Here is a 2,767-nt window from a genome sequence, read left to right on the forward strand (position 1 = left end):
GGCGGTTGGTGGGGATGCCGGAAGGCGTTGGACTGGCGCGCTTTCCAAAGGGGAAGGGCCGGACCGGCTGTCGGCGTTCGTCGAAGCACCTGCTGAACTGGCCGCACGTCTTGCGATGACCGTCTTTGCGGAAACCGATGACAGGCGCGATCTTGCCATTGGCGAACGCCTCGTCACCCGCGACGGTAAGCTCCGCCGTTGGGATGGTTTCATCGCCGAGGACGATGGCGCGACCGCCGCTGAACAGCTTGTCCGCGCCAATCGGCTGGCGGCGCTCGATGCGGCGCTGCCAAAGGCGGAGGCTGATGTCTCGGTGAAGGAAGCAACGCTGGCAGAAATTAACGAGGCGATTGCCGCTGCGCAATCAACACTGCGCGATGCCCAGACCGCCGCCCAATCCACCGAGACCGAACTTCGCCAGGCCTTGCGCGATGCTGATCGCGCAGAGGACGCGCTGACCCGCCGCCGCAATGCAAGCGAGGCTCTGGCCGACCGCATGGGTGCGGCTGATGCAGAGAGCAAAGCAGCGCAAGCGGATTTGGCCGAAGCTGAGGCTGCACACTCCGCACTGCCCGATAACGGAGCACATGATGTGCTCGTCGAAAAACTCAGCGCGCAAAGCGAAGCAGCGCGGCAATTGCATCTGCGCGCACAGGCCGATCTGGCTTCGCTCGACCAAGCTGCCAATCAGCAACGCGAACGGCGCGCTGTGGCGCAGGCCGAAATTCGCGGCTGGCAGGATCGGTCGGGCGAGGCTGAACGGCGGATCGCCGAAATGAATAAACGCCGCGTGGAAATTGTCGGTGAGTTGGAGGCGATGGCGGGGCGGCCTGACATCTTGGCGGCAGAACTGACTCGGCTTGAAAATGACAAAGCCACATTGGCGGATAAGCTGGCCGAACTGCAAGTTGCCGAACGCTACCGCGAAGAGGCTTTGCGCGCACTCGAAGGCGAACTCGCCGCCGCCGCCGAAGCTGTCTCCTCCGCTCGCGAACAACGCGCAGGCGCCGAAGCCCGCGCCGAAAACCAAGATGCGCGCCGCCGCGAAATGGCCGCGATTTCTGGCGAACGCTTTGAATGTCCGCCGCCTTTGTTGCCCGAAAAACACGGCTTTGCCGACGAAGAGCTGAGCGAAGCATCGTCCGAATCTGCGCGGTTGGAGCGGTTGCAAATGGACCGCGAGCGTATCGGTCCGGTCAATCTGATCGCGGCGGATGAGCTGACCGAATTGGAAGAGCAAGTCGCTAAGGGCCAAGCCGAAAGCGAAGAGTTGACGTTGGCCATTAACCGGCTGCGCGGTTCCATCGGCAGCCTGAACCGCGAAGGCCGCACGCGCTTGCTCGCGGCGTTTGAGACGGTCGACCAACATTTCCGCCGCTTGTTTGCGACGCTCTTTAACGGCGGGCAAGCGCATCTGGCGTTGATCGACAGCGACGATCCGTTGGAGGCAGGCCTTGAGATTTTCGCGCAACCACCGGGCAAAAAGCTGCAATCGCTGACCTTGCTTTCGGGCGGTGAACAGGCGTTGACGGCAGTCGCGTTAATCTTTGGCCTGTTCCTGACCAACCCCGCGCCGATCTGTGTCCTCGACGAAGTCGATGCGCCGTTGGACGATGCCAACATCGAACGTTTCTGCGACCTACTCGACGCGATGACCAAAGAAACCGAAACCCGCTACCTGATCGTAACCCACAACGCCGTCACTATGAGCCGCATGCACCGCCTGTTCGGCGTGACGATGGTGGAACAGGGTGTTTCGCGGCTGGTTTCGGTTGATCTTGGCGGGGCCGAGCAGCTGTTGGCGGCCGAATAATGCCGCAGCCAGACATTTACGATCCGGCATATGTCAAAGGCGTTTTTGATCGGTGCTCGGGAAAATACATCGCATTCAGTTACGTCTGCTCGATGGGCTTTACCGAAAGATGGCGGAAACAATGTGTCGCTGCCCTAGACCTTGAATCGACAGGTCGGTTCAGTGGCTACGACTTAATGGCGGGCACTGGAGAGGCGTGGCCGCACCTTATTGAACAATATGCGAATATCGACAGGATCATCGCAGTCGACATTTCCAGCGGGATGCACCGGCACGCCATGGATAGACTGCATCAGATGCGCGCGCACAAGATTGATTTTGTCGAGGATGATGTGCTGACCAGCAAGCTGGCAACCGGGAGTGCCGATTTCATCATTTCCAATTTTGGATTGAAAACCTTCAATCCTACCCAACACGAACAGCTCGCGCAGTTGGTCGCAAATACCCTGCGAAGCGGCGGAAAATTCTCCTTCATCGAGGCGTCGGACCCCAAGGGCTGGTGGCTACGTCCGCTTTACCTGTTCCACCTCAAAGCGGTGTTGCCGCTGGTCGAGCGGCTGTTCCTTCGCGGGGCAAAGGATTTTTCGATGATAGGGCAATATAGCACCAACTTCGGCGATGCATCCGACTTTGCCGAAATGTTGCGACGCCAAGGGTTGAAGGCCGAGTTCCGCAAATATTTTTTCGGTTGTGCTACGGGTGTAGTCGGATCGAAGCCCTGATCCCTACCCCATCGGGTACTGAATTTCCTTCGTCACCTTATGGATCGCTTTCATCACCTCAGCAGATAACACCAGATCATTCGCCGCGAAAATCTCGGCGCACTGCTCAGCCGTGCTGACGCCGACAATGGTCGAGGCGACGAAGTCGTGTTGTTTGGACCATGCGGTCGCGAGCGTTATTGGTGACATTCCTGCCTCTTTGGCAATGTCCAATATCCGTGCGGTGGATTCC

2 protein-coding genes and 1 pseudogene are annotated in these 2,767 nt (G+C 59.2%); 2 read left to right on the forward strand and 1 reads right to left on the reverse strand.

What is annotated here, in order from left to right; translation table 11 throughout:
• Both ABL922_RS14440 and ABL922_RS14445 read left to right on the forward strand, forming a co-directional pair.
• Positions 1-1,813 (forward strand): annotated as a pseudogene (locus ABL922_RS14440) (chromosome segregation protein); the annotation flags it as partial.
• A complete protein-coding gene (locus ABL922_RS14445; RefSeq protein ID WP_349024909.1) occupies positions 1,813-2,535 on the forward strand; it encodes a class I SAM-dependent methyltransferase in 723 nt (240 codons plus the stop codon). The pseudogene ABL922_RS14440 and the gene ABL922_RS14445, both read left to right, overlap by 1 nt.
• A gap of 3 nt (positions 2,536-2,538) precedes the next feature.
• On the opposite strand, the gene ABL922_RS14450 is transcribed toward ABL922_RS14445, so the two are convergent.
• Positions 2,539-2,767, reverse strand: a 229-nt coding sequence (locus ABL922_RS14450) for an aldo/keto reductase (protein WP_349024910.1), incomplete at its 5' end; no start/stop codon positions are given.

Origin of the sequence: Sphingorhabdus sp. (assembly GCF_040079335.1) — a bacterium.
Lineage (GTDB): Bacteria > Pseudomonadota > Alphaproteobacteria > Sphingomonadales > Sphingomonadaceae > Sphingorhabdus_B.

Bases quoted from the DNA above. Each gene is read 5' to 3' on its own strand.
- ABL922_RS14445 (WP_349024909.1), top strand. From the start codon at position 1,813: ATGCCGCAGCCAGACATTTACGATCCGGCATATGTCAAAGGCGTTTTT.